The sequence below is a fragment of the Jatrophihabitans sp. genome, assembly GCF_035474675.1.
In the GTDB taxonomy this organism is placed as follows: domain Bacteria; phylum Actinomycetota; class Actinomycetes; order Mycobacteriales; family Jatrophihabitantaceae; genus Jatrophihabitans_A.
In genome coordinates this window covers 1-17630 of record NZ_DATINC010000018.1, presented here as the reverse complement: position 1 = coordinate 17630, position 17630 = coordinate 1, and the positions used below count along the sequence as shown (strand labels likewise).

The window sequence follows — 17630 nt, the reverse complement described above, 5'->3', positions numbered from 1 at the left end:
GTATTACCAAATAATTCCCAACCTGTACCGACGCCGCTCCGTGAGCCCTTCGGAGCCTGCGCGTCTGCTGTGACGCGCCGCTGTGAGCCACGCCTGGCTGCAGGTTGACTGCGCTGGAGGGCGTCATGGCCGCTCGGAATCTCCTGCCCACGCTGATCCGCTCCCGGTGGCTTCGGGTCGTCACGGTGCTGGCCCTGCTCGTCTCCATGGTGACCGGCGTACCGCCGGTGCTCTCCGGGCACCTTCCTGCCGCGGTGGCGGTGGACCCGGCCTGCACCGGCAGCTCGCTGCCGCCGCCGAGCACGACCACGGCCAACCCCGGTGTGACGACGGTGATCCAGCAGGACGCGGCGACGGTGGAGGTGCCACCGGCGGCGGTGACCTCGCCGACCACGATCGATGCGGCGTCGGTGTGCACCTCGGACCTGCCACCGCTGGACCAGGGCATGACCAACGTGACGGACGGCCCGCGGGACGGCTACCAGTTCGCGCCACACATGACCTTCGGCGACGACCTGCACATCACGGTGCCGTACGACGCCTCGCTGATCCCGGCTGGCTTGACCGAGCAGGATGTGCAGATCTACTACTCCGACGACTCCACCCAGGGCCAGTGGGTGCCGCTGCAACGGGACACCCTGAACCAGACGACCGACCAGGTGGAGAGCCTGTCCACCCATTTCTCGAACTTCATCGCGGCCACTGTGACGGTGCCGGACCACCCGGAGAACGTGTCGTTCAACCCGACCAGCATCAAGGACCTCAAGGGCGGCGACCCGTCGGCCGGGGTCGATCTGATCGCTCCGCCGCAGGGCAACAGCTCCGGTGATGCGAAGCTCTCCTACCCGATCGACCTGCCCAAGGGGCGGCAGGACATGGCGCCGTCGCTGCAGCTCAGCTACTCCTCGGCCGCCGGCAACGGCTGGCTCGGCGTCGGCTGGGACCTGTCGGTGCCGAGTGTCTCCATCGACACCCGGTGGGGGGTGCCGCGCTATGACGCGGGGAATGAGACCGAGACCTATCTGGTCGGCGACCAGCAGCTGACCCCGCTCGCCAACCGCGGGACGCCACAGGCACGCACCGCGGAGAAGACGTTCCACACCCGGATCGAGGGTGGCTTCAACGCCATCGTGCGGCACGGCAGCCTGCCCAGCAACTATTGGTGGGAGGTGACGGACAAGGAGGGCACCCGGTCCTTCTACGGCGGTGACCCGGAAAGTGGCCCGGTGGCCGCGGCCCGGCTCGCCGACGATGCCGGCAACATCTTCCGGTGGGCGCTGCGCGAGAGTCGGGACCTGCACGGCAACGCGGTGCACTACGACTACCAGACCGTGTCTGACGTCGGGGTGGCCGGCGGCACCGTGCCGGGTCGGCAGCTCTACCCGCGCAGCATCGACTACACCCGCTCGGGCAGCACCGCCGGCCCGTACACGGTGACGTTCGTGCGCGACAGCGAACTCGCGAACTACACCCGTCGTGCGGATGTGGTGATCGACGCGCGCGGTGGGTTCAAGATGGTCACCGCCGAGCTGCTGTCCCGTATCGAGGTTGGGTTCCAGGGCCAGCCGGTGCGCAGCTACGACCTGGCCTACACCACCGGTGCGTTCGGGAAGAAGCTGCTGGCCTCGGTCACCCAGCGCGGTGCGAACAACACCGCGCTCGGCACCCACACCTTCAGCTACTACGACGACATCCGCGACTCCTCCGGCAACTACAACGCCTTCGCGCCCCCGGTGAACTGGACGGTGGGTGCCGACGGCGTCGACGCCGGACTGCTCGGCCACGGCAAGGCCAGCGCGCTGTCCGGCTCGCTGTCCACCACCACCGGCGGCCACCTCTATGCCGGGTTCAACCCGACCAAGCCGCTCAAGTACGGCAGCGCCGGTGGCAAGGTCGGCTTCACCCACACCAGCACCGACGGCCAGCTCGCCCTGGTCGACCTCAACGGCGACGACCTGCCCGACAAGGTGTTCAAGTCCGGCAACGGGATCTCGGTCCGGTTCAACACCTCCGGCCCGGACGGCTCCACCGACTTCGGCTCTCCGGTGGCAACCCCGACCCTGCCGGGCATCGCCAAGGAGAAGGCGGACATGACCTCCTTCGGCCCGGAGGTCTACACCACCGTCAATGCCTTCACCAACCACAGTGACACCTTCACCGAAGACACCACCTACTTCAGCGACGTCAACGGCGACGGCCTGACCGATCTGGTCACCGACGGCACCGTGCTGTTCAACCACCTCGACGCCAACGGGGTGCCGACCTTCACCACCGACAGCAACGACACCCCGGTGCCGATCGGCTCGGGAGCCCTTGACTCCAGCGGGCTGGTGCAGGACTACTCCGCGATCAAGGCCCAGCAGGACAGCAACAACCCGCCGGTCGACGTGTTGCGCCGCTGGACCGCGCCCTATGCCGGCACCGTGAAGGTCACCGGGACGGTGGCGCTGATCCAGGACACCAGTGCGGCCCGGGCCGCCTACACCGGCGCCGACGGCGTCCGGGTGGCCATCCAGAAGAACACCGCCGAACTCTGGTCGACCTCGATCGGTGCCACCGATTACACGACCAAGACGCCGACCGGGGTGGCTGCGATCACGGTCGCCAAGGGTGATCGGCTGTACTTCCGGGTCGGATCCCAGTCCGACGGCGCCTACGACCAGGTGGCCTGGGATCCGGTGATCCAGTACGTGAACGCCAGCACCGGGGCGGCGTTGGCCGCTTCACCCGATGCCAACGGGCTGGATGCCTACCGCTACCAGGCTTCGGCGGACTTCACCATGGCTGGGCGCAGCGGCAGCTACGTGCAGGCACCGTTCAACGGCACCGTGCGGCTGACCGGCGTGCTGCACAAGAGCGCCTCCCTCAGCGACAGCCTGACCGTGCAGGTCACCAAGAACGGCCAGGTGGCCGCTAGCTGGCCCATCGCTGCCGCCGGTACCGGGGACACCACCACCCAGACCGATATCGCCGTGGCCAAGCAGGACACCATCGCGTTGAGCATCACCTCCAGCACGCCGGTCGACCTGAGCAAGCTGAGCTGGTCGCCCACCCTGTACTACCTCAGCTCGCCGGACGTCAGCTCGGTCAACGACAGCTCCGGCAAGCCGCTGATCCAGCTGCATCCGCCCTTCGGCATCGACGGCTACGCCACCAACCTCACCGCGCCGCAGAAGCCGTGGACGGCTCCGGCCACCGAGAGCGACAAGGTGAACCCCACCCTCACCGTGGCGGCCGGCACCACCGGCAAGGTCAGCTTCACCATCAAGCGCAACAAGAACGTCGCGGCCCGGTGCACCGTCAGCATCTCAAACGGCACCCCCGGCACCTGCTCGTTCTCGATCTTCGCCACCGCCGGTGACCTGCTGTACTTCGACTTCTCCGTCACCGACCCCGCGCTGATGTCCAAGATCACCTCCACCAAGGTGACGGTCACCCGAGCGACCGGAACGGTGGTCACCGTGCCCAACGCGCTGTACGGCCCCGCTACCCAGGGCCTGCTCGCGGCGCCGTACCGGGGGTGGACCTACGTGGGCTACAACGGCGCGGGGGCGCGGGCCGGCCAGCCCGTGGTCGAGACCGACCTGAACCAGGCGTTCAGCTCGAACTCGACCTACGACCCACGCACCGCGAAGGCGTACCCGTTCCTGCCCTACTCCGACGACAAGTCCTGGCGCGGCGCGGACGACTCCGCCTGGGTCAAGGCGTCCACGATGAGCAGCTCGCGCGAGGGCCTGGACAGCATCGGAGTGCCGGCCGCGAGCGATCTTGCCGGTGCCCGAGGGGTATCCCGGCTCAGCCACACCAGTCAGGACGCGGTCGGCGCCGGGGTGTCCTACCTGTCCGGTTCGACCTCGACCGGCAACACCGCCAGCGACGTGGACTTCCTCGACCTGAACGGTGACCGGTTCCCCGACATCGTCAGCAACGGCAAGGTGCAGTACACCACCGCCACCGGCGGCCTGGACGCGAGCAGCCGGGCGGTGTCCGGGCTCGGCAGTCCGCGGGACAGCGACGCCTCGGCAACCAATGTCGACGTGGGTGGCAGCCCGGCGCACTTCGCGGCCAACGGCCGTGGCGAGGTGGACACCGCCGACCAGGCGCCGGCGCGCGGCAACAAGACCGGCAGCCAGATGGTGGAGCTGGGCCTCTCGGCGTCGCTGGGCAAGGGCTCGTCCAAGCCGAATCACGACCTGCTCGACGTCAACGGTGACGGACTGCCCGACGTGGTCAGCCGGAACGGCTCGACCCTGATGGTGGCGCTCAACCTCGGCTACGGCTTCGCCGCCGCCGAACCATGGGGCAGCGCGACGATCAACAACGGAGCCAGCGAGAACGGTTCGGTCGGTCCGACCCTCGGCTTCAACGACGGCATCTACGAATTCGGCGGCGGACTGTCGCTGACCAAGGACAAGTCCCAGACCAGTGACACCCTGGAAGACGTCAACGGCGACGGCCTGGCGGACCGGGTGCTGCCCGGCGGCAGCAGCGGCATGCAGGTGGCATTGAACACCGGCGACGGCTTTGCCGTACCCGTCGCCTGGAACGGCGCGATCGACGGCGCCTGCTCCGACGACACCAGCGTGGGGCTCGCCAACATCGACTGGGGCCACGCGCGACTGTGCAGCGGCAACACCGGCTACGGCGCCGGCGCCTACTTCACCATCGGCATCGGCCCGCTGTGTGGCACCGGTTGCTTCGTGATCCTCAACCCCGGGGCCGACTCCTCGCAGTCCATGTCCCGGGACGAGGCCAGCCTGCGCGACATCGACGGGGACGGCTACCTCGACCACCTGGCCAGCTCCGGCGACGGCACCCTCAAGGTCGCCCACAACCGGACCGGGCGCACCAACCTGCTCAAGTCGGTGGCCCGGCCGCTGGGCGCCTCCTTCACCGTGGACTACACCCGCGACGGCAACACCACCGCCAACCCGACCTCCCGCTGGGTGCTGGCCACGGTCACCGTCAACGACGGGCACTCCGGCGACGGAGCGGACACCCAGGCAACCACGTACACCTACTCCGGTGGCGTCTACAGCAGGCTGGAGCGGGAGTTCTACGGCTACAGCCAGGTCAGCCAGCAGCAGCTCGACACCGCCAACAGCAATGCCCTTTACCGCAAGGTGGTCCGCGACTTCGCGACCGACAGCTACTACACCCACGGCCTGTCGTTGCGGGAGCGCACCTACGACGCCAGCGGCGGTCTGTTCGCCGACACCCAGAACACCTATGTGCTGCGCGACGTCAACAGCGGGGCTGAGCCGGCCGACGGCACCAGCACCAGCGCGACCATCTTCCCGATGTTGACCCGCACCGACGAGCGGTTCAACGAAGGCGGCTCGACAGCGGTCAAGAGCACGGCGACCACCAACCACTACGACAGTTACGGCGGCATCGACGTCTACACCGACCTCGGTGAGACCGGTCAAGGTGACGTCGGCTCGGCCGACGATGTGATCGCGAACGTGGGCTACACCTCCTGCCCCACCACCCATGTGCGGGCGGCGAACTCCATCGTCGTCACCGGCAGTGGCACCGAGATGCGCCGGCGCGAGTCGGACGTGGACTGTGCCACCGGCGATGTCACGCAGGTGCGGCAGTCCCTGGAGGACGGCAGGGTCGCGGTCACCGACCTCAGCTACAACGCCGACGGCAACATCCGCACGGTGACCAACCCGCCGAACGACAACGGCCAGCGCTACACCGAGACCTACGGTTACGACTCGGTGGTGCAGACCTACGTCGAGCAGATCAGCGACAGCTACGGGTTGACCTCGTCCGCGACCCATGAGCTTCGATTCGGCACCGTGCTGACCCAGAAAGATGAGAACAACAACGTCGAAAGCTTCGGCTACGACGAGTTCGGCCGCCAGACCAGCGTCACCGGCCCGTACGAGCAGGGTGGCGGTCCGGCGACGGTCACCTTCGAGTACCACCCCGAGGCGGCCACGCCGTGGGCCATCACCCGGCACCTGGACAAGTTCCGCAGCCCGACCGACACGATCGACACGGTGGTGTTCATCGACGGTGTGGCTCGACAGATCCAGACCAAGAAGGATTCCACGGTCTACAACGGCACTGCCGGCGGCCAAGACGTGATGACGGTCAGCGGAGCCGTCAGCTACGACGCATTCGGCCGGCAGACCGCGGTGCGCTACCCGATCACCGAGCCGCTCGGCACCGCGGGCACGTTCAACACCGGCGTCGACACGGTCGCACCGACCAAGTCTTCCTACGACGTCCTCGACCGGGTCACCAAGACGACGTTCCCGGACAACACCGCGACCGCCAACGCCTACGGCTTCGGCCTCGACCGTTACGGCACCTGGCAGTTCCAGCAGACGGTGACCGACGCCAACACTCACCAGAAGTCCTACTACCGCGATGTCCGCGAGGAATTGGTAAGCCTGAAGGAGTTCCACTCCACCGGCGGCACGCAGCAGACCATCTGGACCAGCTACGGCTACGACCCGTTGGGGCAGCTGACCAAGGTCACCGACAACAGCAACAACGTCACCCGGCAGAGTTTCGACGGCCTCGGCCAGCGCACCGTCGTGGACAACCCCGACACCGGCAAGACCATCACCCACTACGACCTCGCGTCCAACCCGGACCAGAAGATCACCGCGAACCTGGCCGCGACCGGCCAGCAGATCACCTACGACTACGACTTCGAGCGGCTGAAGACGATCAGCTACCCGCGGTTCCCGGCCAACAACGTCAGCTACACCTACGGCGCGCCGGGGGCCAGTGACAACCGGGCCGGCCGGATCACCCATGTGGTGGACCAAGCGGGCAGTGAGGACCGCTACTACGGCAAGCTGGGTGAGACCACCAAGGAGGTCCGGACGGTCGTCGGATACACCGGCAGCTCGCCGAAGACCTACACCACGTCCTACCTGTACGACACGTTCGGGCGGATGCAGAACATGACCTACCCGGACGGCGAGGTGCTGACCTACGCCTATGACTCGGGTGGCATGGTGCGTGCCGCATCCGGGGTGAAGGGCAGCGACAGCTACCACTACGTCAATCGGGTGGAGTACGACAAGTTCGGCCAGCAGGCGTTCGTCGAGGACGGCAACGGTGTCCAGACTCGCTACACCTACGACCCGGTGATGGACCGGCTCAGCAACCAGGTGGCCGGGCCACTGCTCAGTCCCAACAAGCAGAACCTCGGCAACTTCGAGAACCTCGGCTATTCCTACGACAACGTCGGCAACGTCACCGCGGTCGCCAACAGCATCGCGGTACCACCGTCGCCGACTCTCGGTGGCCCGTCGTCGCAGACCTTCAACTACGACGACCTGGACCGGTTGACAAGTGCGTCTGGGTCCTACAGCTTCTCGCCGGACAAGACCAATAAGTACAGCTACGCGATGAGCTACGACAACCTGCACAACATCACGGCCAAGAACCAGACCAACACCATCGTGCAGGGCTCCGGCACGCCGGTCACCCAGGGCAAGACCACCTACTCGCTGGCCTACGCCTACACCGGCGCCCAGCCGCACGCCCCGTCGCACATCGGCACCCAGACCTACACCTACGACCTCGACGGCAACCAGAACGGCTGGACCGACGACGGCAACGGACAGCGGCGAACCATCGTCTGGGACGAGGAGAACCGGATCCAGAGCGTCACCGACAACGGCAATGAACAGGACTACAAGTACGACGACGCCGGCCAACGGGTGATCAAGCGAAGCCCGAAGGAGGAAACCGACTACGTCAACCAGTACTTCACCGTCCGCAGCAACGGCCAGATCGGCACCAAGCACGTCTTCATCGGCACCACCCGGGTGGCGTCCAAGCTAGTGAAGGACCACTCCTTCGAGAAGGACAGCTTCTACTTCCACTCCGACCATCTGTCCAGCACCAACTACGTCACCGACGCCGCCGGCAAGCTTTACGAGCACCTGGAGTACTTCCCGTCCGGCGAGAGTTGGGTCGAGGAGAAGAGCAACAGCCAGCAAAACCCCGGCTTCAACACCGCGTACGAGTTCGCCGGCAAGGAACTGGACGAGGAAACCCAGCTCTACTACTTCGGGGCTCGGTACTACGACGCGCGTACTTCGGTATGGCAGAGCCCGGACCCGGCGCTGGGCGAGAACCTTGCCAAGCTACCGAAGAAGGCCGAAGCCGCCGAACCGGACGTCGCCGCTCCCACCTTCCTCAATCTGTACGACTATGCAGACGCCAATCCACTCACCAAGACCGACCCGGATGGTCGCAAGCCGGCAAGATCAGCTGACCCCACGGCTGGCGAGTGCCCTGCGTCATGCCTAGCGCACTATCCTCCGCGTTCTATGTGGCACCTTGCGCCGTCACTCATGGTTCTCCATGACCAACTCTACGAAGCCTTCCCGGATCGATACCATCCCGGAGAGGGTAAGGGCGACCCCAACGGCCACCACCTGAAGTTAGGTCTCTTGGGGCAGACCTGGCACGTGCCGGACGCCAAAGGGGTGATCCACGCCTTTGATGTCTATGCAATTCCGGGGAGTTCTGATCAGCCGATGGTAAAAAACACACACACACTGAGTGGGGATTGGCTCGCGAAACAGATTGTCGACCGACACGATCCGCGGGTATATGCGGTCATCTTCAATGGCACAAAGTGGTGGAGCAGAGAACACGTAGACAAGGTAACTCACGAAGTCTACGCACCTTGGACCCCCACTCCATACCGCGGCACTGAACGTCACGCCGAACACGTCCATGTCGAACTCGAAGATGGACTAGATGCGGAGAACGACATTCGTCCTTGGTTTACATGGCCGCCAGCAGGCGACAAGCAATGAGCGCATATTCTGGGCGAGATGGCAGGTACTACATTAGTCCTCTCACGAACATGCATATACACATCCACCTTTCGAGTCAGCTCCGGAACTCCGCACTTCACTACACTTGGGGTCTATTTGATGGTTTCTAACGCGCAGCAGCCATGGGTCAGTGGGCGCTGGGCTACCGGAAGCCTCTGAACCCCAACGAACGCAGTAAACGCGACAACGACGGTCTGCTGGTCAAGCAGCGGATCATCGACATCTACCAGCACACCAGCTTCGACGGCATCGACCCGGTGACCTGCGCGGCCGGTTCCGCTGGTATGGCCTCTACACCCAACGAGGGCAGGGACACTTTCGGACTGCAGTGTAGGAATCAACCTATGCGGGGTGCACGCGAGCCGCCCGCGGCGAAGTAGATCGCGGCTGCCTCGGTCCGGCTGTGCACCCTCAGCTTGGCCAGCAGGTTCTCCACATGCTTGTCCACGGTGCGCGGTCGGATGAACAGCACCCGGGCGATCTCGCGATTGGACCGGCCGCCGGCCAGCAACGCCAAGATCTCCCGCTCGCGAGAAGTCAGCGCCGGCAGATCGGGCCGGTCGGCGAACCGCGCACGCAGCCGGGCATGGTCGAAGGCGGCCGCCAGGTGCGACCGCAGCAGCTCGGCAACCGCCAGCTCCCGGTCGGAGAAGTCAGCGGCCCGCCGGCTGACGACGACATCTGCCAGCCGGCCCGGCGCCGGGCGCACCGCGAACATCAGCTGCCGGCGGACGCCCAGTGGCCGAAGCACCTCGTGCCACAGCGCCAGCCTCCGCAGTTCGGAGAGCGACTGGAAGTCCGACAGCCGCCGCGAGCGCGGATCTCCGGTAGCCATGAGATCGGCAAGCATCGGGTGCTGGTGCCGCACCTGGTCGAAGGCCCGGATCACAGCCGAGCCGCCGGCCGGCTCCGGGCTCCAGGCGTGGCCACCGACGGTGGCACCGGTGCTGTCGATATCCCGGTAGCTGGCCAGGTCGGCCGGGAGCACCGATCGCAACCGCAGCACCAGCTGGTGACTCAGTACGCCCGGATCGGTTGCCTCATGCAGGGCCCCGATCAGGTCGAGTGCCCTGCGGAGGTCTTCGGCGCGCAGCTCACCGCGAGGTGCCATGTCCTGGCTATCGGCCAACACCACGACAGCCTAACTATTCGTCTACGCAAAAGTACGTATTGCTTAGTATTTCGTGCCTTGTGACCATCGGCCGGACTGCCTGACCTCGAGAAAGGGAGACCACATGGCCGAGACCCCGGCACCCGAGCATCGAGCCATCAATGAGCTGATCGGAGAGGACGGGCCCTACCCGATCCCGCACCTGCCGTTCCCACGCCCGGTGCCGCCACCGCCCATCCCACCGTTCCAGCCCGCGTCCTACACCTTCCGGCTGGTGAGCATGCAGGTGCTCAACACCCGGTCCGCGCACCTGGACTCGGACAAGGCCAGCCTCACCGTCGCGGTCGGCCCGAACGGCACCCCCACCACGGTGATCAAGGATCTGGGGAACGTCAACAACGGCAGCTACCCGATCGGCCTCAGCATCGGCCCGATCCCCATCAGCGACCCGAACGTCGGCGTCGCGATGAACTACGTGATCCTCAACAGTGGCCACCAGAGCTGGCAGGACGTCAACAAGATCCTCACCGGAGCCGGCTCGGCGCTCGCCTCGGCCGGTGCCAAGGCGGCCACCTCGGCCGTCGGGGCCGCGGTCGGCGCCGAGATCGGCTCGGACCTGATGCCGGTGGTCGGCACCGTGTTGGGCCTGCTCGCCGGCTGGCTGGTCGGTGAACTGACCGGGTTGCTCACCGCCGACTGCGACGGGCCGGTGGCGGCCGAGCAGCCGGCGTTCAAGGGCTCGCAACTGTGGGCCAACACCGCGCGCGGCGCGTACACGCACACCACCTACCACCCGGGCATCGACTCCGCCTCCGGCTGCGGCAGCAACTCCATCTACACCGCAACCTGGAGCATCAGCCGCTGACCGGCAGGCCGCAACCGGGCCCAGCACGTCATCCTGCGGTAAAGCCCGGCCGGGTGAGCAGTGCGACGTTGTTCCAGAGGCACCGGGTGTGGAACCATGGACGGGTGCGCCGAGACCTGCTCCTGACCTCGCGCCGCCACATCGATCTGCTTCGGGTGGCCGGCGCGACCTGTTGATCTTCCCTTCACCAGATTCTCAGCCCGAGCGGGGGGCAATCTCGAAGGGAAACGCCGGCAATGGCAGCGGGCAAGGGACAGGGTCAGTGGGCGCTGGGCTACCGGGAGCCTCTGAACCCCAACGAACGCAGTAAACGCGACAACGACGGTCTGCTGGTCAAGCAGCGGATCATCGACATCTACCAGCACACCGGCTTCGACGGCATCGACCCCGGTGACCTGCGCGGCCGGTTCCGCTGGTACGGCCTCTACACCCAGCGCGCCCAGGGCATCCCGGGCGGCCGGACGGCGATCCTGGAGCCCGAAGAGCTCGAGGACCGCTACTTCATGCTGCGGATCCGGATCGACGGCGGGCGGCTGTCCACCGAGCAGTTGCGGGTGGTCGGCGACATCGCCACCCGCTACGGCCGGGATCTCGCCGACATCACCGACCGGCAGAACGTCCAGCTGCACTGGATTCGCATCGAGGACGTTCCCACCATCTGGGAACAGCTCGAAGCGGTCGGGCTCAGCACCACCGAGGCGTGCGGCGACACCCCGCGGGTGATGCTCAGCTGCCCGCTGGAAGGGGTCGCGGCCGATGCCGTCGCGGACGCCACGAACGCGCTGGCCGAGACCATCGAGCGCTACCTGGGCGATCCGGCCTTCTCCAACCTGCCGCGCAAGTTCAAGACCTCGATCTCCGGCTGTGCCCAGCACTGCGTCAACCACGAGATCAACGACGTGGCCTTCGTCGGAGTCCACGACGCCGACGGCACGCCGGGCTTCGACCTGTGGGTCGGCGGGGGGCTGTCCACCAACCCGATGTTCGCCCGGCGGCTCGGGGTGTTCGTCCAGCCGGACGAGGTGGCCGAGGTGTGGGCCGGGGTGGCCGGCATCTTCCGCGACTACGGCTACCGGCGCTCGCGCAACCACGCCCGGCTGAAGTTCCTGCTCGCCGACTGGGGCACCGACAAGTTCCGCGACGTGCTGCAGGAGGAGTACCTCCACCGCAAGCTGCCGGACGGGCCGGCGCCGGACGCCTCACCGCCGCACCGCGACCACATCGGCGTGATCGCCCAGGCCGACGGCAACTACGCCGTCGGTGCCACCACCCCGTCCGGGCGCACCAGCGGCACCGCCCTGACCCGGGTGGCGGCCCTGGCCGAGTCGGTCGGCAGCGGCCGGGTACGCACCACCGCCCAGCAGGGGCTGGTGGTGCTGGACGTGCCCGCCGAAGCTACCGGCGCGGTGGTGGACGGCCTTGGGCAACTCGACCTGTCGGCCCGCCCCACCACGTTCCACCGCGGCACCATCGCCTGCACCGGCATCGAGTTCTGCAAGCTGGCCCTGGTCGAGACCAAGGGCCGGGCCGAGACCATCCGGACCGAGCTCGAACGCCGAATGCCCGACTTCGACACGCCGATCACGATCAACGTCAACGGCTGCCCCAACTCCTGCGCCCGGTTCCAGGTCGCCGACATCGGCTTCAAGGGCATCGTGCAGAAGGTGAAGGCCGAGGACGGCTCGTTCGCCGACGCCGAGGCGTTCCAGGTGCATCTGGGCGGCCAGCTCGGCAGCCAGGCCGCGTTCGGCCGCAAGTTCCGCGGCCTGAAGGTGACCGCCGAGCAGGCCCCGGACTACGTCGAGCGGATCCTGACCGGCTACCTCGAGCGGCGTACCGAAGGCGAGTCGTTCGCCGGGTACGTCAGCCGCGCCGACGAGGACTGGCTGCTGTGACCCCGGCTCCTTCGGAGCCGGTCGGACAGTGGACAGCGGTGCGCGATGACTGAGCGCGCGGCACCGTTCCACTGCCCGTACTGCGCAGAGGAAGACCTCCGACCCTTCGGCGAAACCCACGGGCAGTGGCGCTGCGGTGCCTGCCAACGGGTTTTCGCCTTGAGATATCTGGGAATCGCGGCTGACTGGACGGCGCAGGTGCGTCCGCCCGGGCCGGATCCCGCACAGCCTCAGCAAGGGAACCACCTGACATGAGCGTTGATTCGCAAACCTCCACCGATGAGCTGCGGCTGCTGGCCGAACGGGCCGGCGAGCAGCTCGAGTCCGCCTCGGCGACCGAGATCCTGCGGTGGGCCGTGGCACAGTTCGGCTCGGACTGGTGCGTCGCGTCCTCGATGGCCGACACCGTGCTGTCCCACCTGGCATCGGAGGTGCTGCCCGGCGTGGACGTGATCTTCCTCGACACCGGCTACCACTTCGCCGAGACCATCGGCATGCGCGACGCGGTCGCGGCCACCCTGCCGGTCTCGGTGCGCACGATACTGCCGCTGCGCACCGTCGCCGAGCAGGACGCCCGGTTCGGTCCCCGGCTGCACCAGCGGGATCCCGACGCCTGCTGCGCGATGCGCAAGGTCGAGCCGCTGAACCGGGCGCTGATGCCGTACCGGGCGTGGGCGTCCGGACTGCGCCGGGCCGACTCGGCCGGCCGGGCCGGCACCCGGGTGGTCGAGTGGGACGCCAAGCACGGCCTGGTCAAGCTCAACCCGATCGCGGCCTGGACCGACGCCGACGTCCAGGCCTACATCGACGAGCACGGCCTGCTGGTCAACCCGTTGCTGTCCGAGGGCTACGGCTCGATCGGGTGCGCCCCGTGCACCCGCCGGCTGCTGCCCGGCGAGGACGCCCGGGCCGGCCGCTGGGCCGGCACGTCGAGGACCGAATGCGGCATGCACGTCTGAGCGTGCCGGGCATTCCGGCCGGACGGCCGTAGGGTGTGCCACCGTGGCCGACCTGCACCCGCACTGCGTGCGCATCAACTCGATCCTCGCCGGCGCCGGGCTGCCCGGCCGGGTGCGCATCCTGGATGAGCCAGCCCCCACCGCGGTGACCGCCGCCCGCCAGCTGGGCGTGCCGGTCGGCGCCATCGTGAACTCGCTGGTCTTCAGCACCGCCGAGCAGAAACCGCTGCTGGTGCTGACCAGCGGCGCGCACCGGGTGGACACCGCCAAGATGGCCGCGCTGGTCGGCACCGCCTCGCTGTCGCGGGCCACCGCCGACTTCGTCCGGGCCGCCACCGGGCAGCCCATTGGCGGGGTCGCGCCGGTCGGCCACCCCGCGCCGATCCGCACCCTGCTCGACACCGCGCTGGCCGAGTACTCCGAGATCTGGGCGGGCGGCGGCATCCCGCACGCGATGTTCCCGATCAGCTATGACGACCTGCTGGCCCTGACGTCGGCCCAGCCGGTCGCAGTCGCCTAATCTGCTGGGATGGCCCAGCCCACCGGAGACCGAGCGCCGACGGTCGTCATCGTCGACGTGCCGCGCTCCGCCCTCCGCGGCCGGCTGGCCGAGGCGATGGCCATCTACGTCACCGCGATGGGCTACCCGCCCTCCAGCGGCCCGCAGCGCGGCACCCACATGCTCCGGCATGCCGGCTTCGACTCGTTCCGGTGCCGGGCGGCACTCGACGCCGACGGCAGGATGCTCGGCTTCGGATACGGCTACACCAGCATGCCCGGCCAGTGGTGGCACGACCTGGTGCTGCGCGCCATTCCCGCCGGTGCCCAGGAGTGGCTGGGCTACGCCTTCGAGCTGTCCGAGCTGCACGTCACGCCGCCCGCGCAGGGAGCTGGCCTCGGCGAGCGGCTGCTGCGCTCGCTGGCCGACGGGCTGCCGCACCGGACGATGGTGCTGTCCACCCCGGAGGGTGAGAACCGGGCCTGGCGGCTGTACCGCCGGCTGGGCTTCGAGGACCTGGCCCGCGACCACCTGTTTCCCGGCGACCACCGCCCGTTCGGGGTGCTGGGCGCCCGGCTGCCGTTCCCGCCGGGGCCGGAACGGGCCGCCCGCGAGCCCCGCCGGGCCGGCTGACGACCCGGCGGCTGACCACCCCGGCGGCAGGCGACCCTCGACCCGGCGCCGGCTGACCGCTCTCAGCCGGTCGAGCCGCCGGTCAGCGCCGCGGAGGTCAGGTTGGCCCACACCTCGCGGGTCGCCCGGGACCGGTTCAGGGTGTAGAAGTGGATGCCCGGCACGCCCTCGTCGATCAGCCGGCGGGCCAGCTTCGAGGTCTCCTCGATGCCCAGCTCGCGTACCGCCTTCGGGTCGTGCGCGATCTCGGCGAACCGGGCGCCGAGCTCGGCCGGGAACGGCGCACCGCTGAACTGCTCCGAGCGCTGGATGGTGCCCATGTTGGTGACCGGCATCAGCCCGGCGATGATCGGCACGTCGCAGCCGGCCGCCGCCACCCGGTCGCGCAGCCGCAGGTACACCTCGGGCTCGAAGAACATCTGGGTGATCGCGTAGTCCGCGCCCCGCCGGCACTTGTCGATGAAGTAGTCGGTGTCCTGCTCGACGGTGGTCGAGCGGGGGTGCTTGTACGGGAACGCGGCCACCCCGACGGTGAAGTCGCCGTGCGCGCGCAGCAGGCTCACCAGTTCGCCGGCATAGCTCAGCCCCTCCGGATGCGAGACCCACTCCCCCAGCGGGTTGCCGGGCGGGTCGCCGCGCAGCGCCAGCACGTTGGAGATGCCGGCGTCGGCCAGCCGGCCGACGATGGCCCGGATCTCGGCGATCGAGTGGCCGACCGCGGTCAGGTGCGCCACCGGCAGCAGCGTGGTGTCGCTGGCGATCCGCTCGGTAATCTGGATGGTGTGGTCCCGGGTGGCACCGCCGGCACCGTAGGTGACCGACACGAAGTCCGGATGCAGGGACTCCAGTTCCCGGATCGTGGTCCACAGCAGCCGTTCGTCCTCCGGCGTCTTCGGTGGGAAGAACTCGAAGGAGAACGTCGGCCTGCCGGCCTTGAAGCAGTCCCGCACCGTACGCGCCATGCCTTGAGGGTAATGTCCGCGACTGTGGCCGACCCGGATCCGACCTCCCTCGGCCCGCCCGCCCCCCGCACCGACCGGCCCGTCCCGGTGGCGGACCGGGTCGAGGCCGAGCTGGCGGCCTTCCTCGACCAGCGGACCGCCCAGCTGACCGGCATCTCCGCTGACCTGTCCGTGCTCGCCGAGGTGGCCCGGGCGGCGGTGCTCAACGGCGGCAAGCGGCTGCGCCCGACGTTCGCCTACTGGGGCTGGCGCTGCGTCTCACCGGCCGGTGCCGCCGGCGAGGACGAGCTGGTCCGGGCCGCGGCCGGCCTGGAACTGCTGCACGCCTGCGCCCTGGTGCACGACGACATGATGGACGCCTCCGACACCCGGCGCGGCCAGCCGGCGGCCCACGTCCGGTTCGGCAGGTTCCTCGGCGAGCAGGGCTGGGCGGGCAACGCCCGGTCCTTCGGCGCGGCCGGGGCGATCCTGCTGGGAGACCTGCTGCTGTCCTGGTCGGAGGAGCTGTTCACCGCCGCGATCGGCTGCCTGCCCTCCGACCGGGCCCGGGCCGCCACCGCGCAGTTCGGCCAGATGCGCACCGAGGTGGTCGCCGGGCAGTTCCTGGACATGCTGGCCCAGTCTCGGGGTGCCTTCGACCCGGCGGAGGCGCTGCGGGTGATCGAGTTCAAGACCAGCAAGTACACCGTGCAGCGCCCGCTGCTGGTCGGCGCCGCCGCGGCCGGCGGCAGCCCGGAGCTGATCTCGGTGCTGTCGGACTACGGGGTGCTGGTCGGCGAGGCCTTCCAGCTGCGCGACGACCTGCTCGGGGTGTTCGGCGACCCGACCCGGACCGGCAAGCCGGCCGGCGACGACCTGCGCGAGGGCAAGCGGACGCTGCTGGTGGCGCTGGCCTACCAGCAGGCCGACCCCGCCCAGCGCGAGCTGCTGCGCGCCGGCATCGGCGACCCGCAGCTGTCCGGCACCGGCGTGGACCGGCTGCGCGAGGTGCTGACCGCCACCGGTGCCCACCAGCAGGTCGAGCAGCGGATCCTCGCCCGGGCCGGCGAGGCGATCCGCCGGCTGGCCGACGGCCGGCTGCAACCGGACGCCGCGCAGGCGCTGACCGCACTCGCCCGGGCCGCCTCGCACCGCACGTCCTGAAGTGTCGCTGGCATCTGCCACGATGGCTTCATGACCGCTAGCGTCCAGCGCCAGCTACCGGCACCTTCCCCGGTGCCGTCTCGGCTCCGCTGGTTCGCACGCCCGGTCTCCGGCTGGGGACTGTCCCAGATCGGCCGGGCCGGCCTGGTCGGCACCGTCCTGATCGCGCTGGGCAGTTACGGCGCCGGCGCGCTGCCCGCCAACGACCCAACCCGGCTGATCCCGGTGCTGGGGCTGCTGCGGCACGGCCGGGCCGGCCTGCACGCCGCACTGGGGCTGTACTACCTCGGGCTGGTGGTGGCGGTGATCGCCTGGCTACTGCTGGGCCGGCTGCTGCTGACCGGCTCGACCTGCGGCGAGCAGGCCACCGGCACCGAGGTGGTCGCGCCGGCCCGGCTGCGCCGGATGCTGCTCAGCTGGAGCGTGCCGCTGCTGTGCGGCATGCCGCTGGCCAGCTCCGACCTCTACAGCTACGCGGCCCAGGCCCAGCTGGCCCGGCACGGCCTGGACCCCTACACCACCACCCCGGCCGACCTGCCGGCCGTGGACCTCGGCAAGTTCCTCGACAACGTCGCCTGGAAGTGGGTCGACACCCCGTCGCCGTACGGGCCGCTGTGGGTGGCGTTCTCCAAGTGGGTGGCGGCGCTGACCGGCAACCACGCGCTGATCAGCGTGCTGCTGCTGCGGCTGCTGCCGTTCGCCGCGATCGTGCTCACCGCCCGGCTGCTGCCGGTGCTG

11 protein-coding genes and 1 pseudogene are annotated in these 17630 nt (G+C 68.7%); 10 read left to right on the top strand and 2 right to left on the bottom strand.

Features of this window, described 5'->3' with window-relative positions:
• Positions 1-125 precede the first annotated feature (125 nt).
• Positions 126-8804 (top strand): SpvB/TcaC N-terminal domain-containing protein, encoded by an 8679-nt coding sequence (locus VLJ82_RS01470; RefSeq protein ID WP_408661546.1) that lies wholly within the window; start codon positions 126-128, stop codon positions 8802-8804.
• Positions 8805-8947: 143 nt separating this feature from the next.
• Positions 8948-9138, top strand: a pseudogene (locus VLJ82_RS01465) (nitrite/sulfite reductase); the annotation flags it as partial.
• Positions 9139-9162: 24 nt separating this feature from the next.
• Here the strand turns inward: VLJ82_RS01465 and VLJ82_RS01460 are convergent.
• On the bottom strand, positions 9163-9960 hold the full coding sequence (locus tag VLJ82_RS01460) for a helix-turn-helix transcriptional regulator (protein ID WP_408661545.1): 798 nt from the start codon (positions 9958-9960) through the stop codon (positions 9163-9165).
• 100 nt (positions 9961-10060) lie between these two features.
• Here VLJ82_RS01460 and VLJ82_RS01455 point away from each other — a divergent pair, with 100 nt between their 5' ends.
• The 6 genes from VLJ82_RS01455 to VLJ82_RS01430 all read left to right on the top strand — a co-directional run bounded on the left by VLJ82_RS01455 (position 10061) and on the right by VLJ82_RS01430 (position 14787).
• Entirely contained in the window at positions 10061-10801 is a 741-nt protein-coding gene (locus VLJ82_RS01455; RefSeq protein ID WP_408661544.1) for a hypothetical protein, read from the top strand.
• Positions 10684-10977: a putative leader peptide gene (locus VLJ82_RS01450; protein WP_408661543.1), complete on the top strand. Its 294-nt coding sequence runs from the start codon at positions 10684-10686 to the stop codon at positions 10975-10977. The genes VLJ82_RS01455 and VLJ82_RS01450 overlap by 118 nt, the downstream gene beginning before the upstream one ends.
• Positions 10978-11037: 60 nt before the next feature.
• Positions 11038-12696 carry a nitrite/sulfite reductase gene (locus VLJ82_RS01445; RefSeq protein WP_408661542.1) on the top strand — a complete coding sequence of 553 codons (1659 nt, stop codon included), beginning with the start codon at positions 11038-11040 and terminating at the stop codon, positions 12694-12696.
• A gap of 251 nt (positions 12697-12947) precedes the next feature.
• Positions 12948-13655: a phosphoadenylyl-sulfate reductase gene (locus VLJ82_RS01440; RefSeq protein ID WP_408661541.1), complete on the top strand. Its 708-nt coding sequence runs from the start codon at positions 12948-12950 to the stop codon at positions 13653-13655.
• 43 nt (positions 13656-13698) lie between these two features.
• On the top strand, positions 13699-14175 hold the full coding sequence (locus VLJ82_RS01435) for a YbaK/EbsC family protein (RefSeq protein ID WP_408661540.1): 477 nt from the start codon (positions 13699-13701) through the stop codon (positions 14173-14175).
• Positions 14176-14184: 9 nt separating this feature from the next.
• A complete protein-coding gene (locus tag VLJ82_RS01430) occupies positions 14185-14787 on the top strand; it encodes a GNAT family N-acetyltransferase (RefSeq protein ID WP_408661539.1) in 603 nt (200 codons plus the stop codon).
• A gap of 62 nt (positions 14788-14849) precedes the next feature.
• Here the strand turns inward: VLJ82_RS01430 and metF are convergent, their stop codons facing one another.
• Positions 14850-15749, bottom strand: a complete 900-nt coding sequence (metF, locus tag VLJ82_RS01425; RefSeq protein WP_408661538.1) for a methylenetetrahydrofolate reductase [NAD(P)H] — start codon at positions 15747-15749, stop codon at positions 14850-14852.
• Positions 15750-15761: 12 nt separating this feature from the next.
• Between metF and VLJ82_RS01420 the strand changes: the two genes are divergently transcribed.
• Positions 15762-16892, top strand: a complete 1131-nt coding sequence (locus VLJ82_RS01420) for a polyprenyl synthetase family protein (protein ID WP_408661537.1) — start codon at positions 15762-15764, stop codon at positions 16890-16892.
• Between the two features lie 30 nt (positions 16893-16922).
• Positions 16923-17630, top strand: a 708-nt coding sequence (gene mptB / locus VLJ82_RS01415; RefSeq protein ID WP_408661536.1) for a polyprenol phosphomannose-dependent alpha 1,6 mannosyltransferase MptB, incomplete at its 3' end; no start/stop codon positions are given.